This window comes from Mycobacterium sp. E136 (assembly GCF_001666865.1).
Taxonomy (GTDB): Bacteria; Actinomycetota; Actinomycetes; order Mycobacteriales; family Mycobacteriaceae; genus Mycobacterium.
Genome location: NZ_LZJE01000401.1, coordinates 1 through 2,888 on the forward strand (window position 1 = coordinate 1; position 2,888 = coordinate 2,888).

3 protein-coding genes are annotated in these 2,888 nt (G+C 66.2%); all 3 read right to left on the minus strand.

The annotated features are described in order from the left end of the window. A partial coding sequence (locus A5698_RS27575; RefSeq protein WP_231967578.1) for a HAMP domain-containing protein occupies positions 1–866 on the minus strand: 866 nt, incomplete at its 3' end. A gap of 133 nt (positions 867–999) precedes the next feature. After that, positions 1,000–2,628: a chaperonin GroEL gene (groL, locus tag A5698_RS27580; protein WP_068303722.1), complete on the minus strand. Its 1,629-nt coding sequence runs from the start codon at positions 2,626–2,628 to the stop codon at positions 1,000–1,002. 78 nt (positions 2,629–2,706) lie between these two features. Next, the coding region (locus A5698_RS27585; RefSeq protein ID WP_197506915.1) for a co-chaperone GroES at positions 2,707–2,888 on the minus strand (182 nt) is incomplete at its 5' end.

Sequence of the window (2,888 nt, forward strand, 5' to 3'; positions counted from 1 at the left end):
ACGTCGTCACCCTGCTCGAGGAGACGGCCGGCAAGCGCTGGGTCGACGTAGGTGCCGAAGGCGGCCTGGAGTCGTTGCCGTTCAACCAGTCCCGTCTGCATGCGATTGAACGATGCCGCAAGCGCTCCCAAGTCATCGTCTTGGACCACGGGCAGGTGCTGGGTGTAATCACCGACGGCGACCCGTTCAGTTCCGCCGGCGAGGTCGCGAATCGGCCGCAAAGACGGTAGAACGACGCCGCTGACAGTGATCGGCCAGTAGAGACCGATTGCCACGCAACCGATTAAGACGAGAAGCGCCGGAGATTTTGCGGCAGAATCCCACACGATGCCCAGCGTCGCGCCGATGACTGTGGAAGCAAACAGAGAGCCCAGCATCGCGACGTTGAGCCACGCCGCGAAGGTCGGATGTGAGCGGGGCAGCTCGTCACCGATTACGGTATCGGCGGCAAGTGCGGCTCGAACCGGACGCATCGCTCCCTGCACAGAGGTGTGCATGCCGAGCAGCGCCATGGCGATGCCCAATGCGGCACCCAGGATTGCGTACTGGGCCAGCCGCCATCCCGTCGCTCCCGCCACCGCGCCGACGGACAATGTAAACAGCGCGGTCCACATAGGCAGGAACCACGTCGCTCGGACGCTCGCAGCTCTGCTCCAGGCGTACGTGTCTGTCAGAGCCTCCTTGCGGTCAACTTCGCGACCCGCCGCCCACTGATGCGCCCGACGAAACATCCGGCTGGCGGGAAGTATCGACACCGACGCGTTCACCAGAACGGCGATTGCTGTGACCACCGCCGCCGCGACATAGCGATCCGAGTCCTCGAAAGCGACGAGCAGCTGCGACCACAGGATGTAGGTCACCAGCATCGAGGCCAACGTGACTCCCCATATCGCCCACGAATACCTCGGTCCATACCGGTCCCATGCCCACTGCCAGATGCGGTCCATGTCAGAACAAAACACCCCCGGCCTGGTGACCGGGGGTGTTTCGAACTACTGATCAGTGATGGTGGTGGTGGCCGTGTCCGTGGCCGTGGCCGTCATCCTCGGGTTCCTCCGGCTTGTCCACAACTGCGGTCTCGGTGGTGAGCACCATGCGGGCCACCGACGCCGCGTTCAACACCGCCGAACGCGTCACCTTGACCGGATCGACGACACCGTCGGCCGCCAGGTCACCGAAGGTCAGGGTCGCGGCGTTGAAGCCATGTCCCGCAGGCGACTCCGTCACCTTGTTCACCACGACCGCGCCGTCCAGGCCGGCGTTGGTGGCGATCCAGTACAGCGGAGACCCGAGCGCTGCCGAGAACAGCTCGACGCCGAGGCGCTCGTCACCGGACACGCTGTCGCGCAACTTCTCCAGTGCACCGCGCGTCTGGACCAGCGCCGCACCGCCACCGGCGATGACGCCCTCCTCGACGGCCGCCTTGGCCGCCGCGACGGCGTCCTCGACGGCTTCCTTGCGCTTCTTCAGGTCGGTCTCGGTCGCGGCGCCCACCTGGATGACGGCGACACCGCCGGCCAGCTTGGCCAACCGCTCCTCGAGCTTCTCGCGGTCCCACTCGGAATCGGAGACCTCGATCTCGGCCCGCAGCTGCGACTTTCGCGCCTCGATGGCTTCCTTGGTGCCACCGCCGTCGACGATCGTGGTGCTGTCCTTGTTGACCACCACGCGCCGGGCGGTGCCCAGCACCTCGAGGCCGACCTCGCGCAGCACCAGGCCGACATCGGGATTGACGACCTGGCCGTTGGTGACGATGGCGAGGTCTTCGAGGAAAGCCTTGCGGCGATCACCGAAGAACGGCGCCTTGACCGCCACGGCCTTGAGCGTCTTGCGGATCGCGTTGACCACCAGCGTCGAGAGTGCTTCGCCCTCAACGTCTTCGGCGATGATCAACAGCGGCTTGCCCGCCTCGGCGACCTTCTCCAGCAGCGGCAGCAGGTCCGGCAGGGAACTGATCTTCTCGCGGTGCAGCAGCACGTACGCGTCCTCGAGCACCGCCTCCTGGGCGTCGAAATCGGTGACGAAGTACGCCGAGAGGTAGCCCTTGTCGAAGCCGACGCCGTCGGTCATCTCCAAATAGGTCTCCAGCGTCGAGGACTCCTCGACGGAGACGACGCCGTCGGCGCCGACCTTCGTCATCGCCTCGCCGACCAGTTCGCCGACCTTCTCGTCGCGCGACGAGACCGTGGCGACCTGGGCGATGGCGTTCTTCTCCGACACCGGCGTGGCCGCGCTCAGCAGTGCCTCCGACACCGCATCGGCGGCCTTGGCGATGCCCGCACCGAGTGCGATCGGGTTGGCGCCCGCCGCGACGTTGCGCAGGCCGCCCTTGACCAGGGCCTGGGCCAGCACGGTCGCGGTGGTGGTGCCGTCGCCCGCCACGTCGTTGGTCTTGGTGGCGACCGACTTGACCAGCTGCGCGCCGAGGTTTTCGAACGGGTCTTCGAGGTCGATCTCGCGGGCGATCGTCACACCGTCGTTGGTGACGGTCGGCCCGCCCCACGACTTGGACAGCACCACGTTGCGGCCGCGCGGCCCAAGGGTCACCCGCACCGCGTCGGCCAGCTTGTCTACGCCGGCTTCCATTGCGCGGCGCGCAGTTTCGTTGAACTCAATCTGCTTGCTCATAGCTGTCTTTCAGTTAGACGCATACCGCCCCGGAAATCACCCGTGCGGACGGGGATTCCCGGGGCGGAACACGGGTGCTTACTTGTTGACGACGGCCAGCACGTCGCGTGCCGACAGGATCAGGTACTCCTCGCCGTTGTACTTGATCTCGGTGCCGCCGTACTTGCTGTAGATGACGGTGTCGCCCTCGGAGACGTCCAGCGGGATGCGCTTTTCGCCGTCCTCATCCCAGCGGCCGGGGCCAACTGCGACGACGGTGC

What these genes read in the sequence shown, in the direction of transcription:
- groL (WP_068303722.1), bottom strand. Translation starts at nt 2,628, where the DNA reads ATGAGCAAGCAGATTGAGTTCAACGAAACTGCGCGCCGCGCAATGGAA.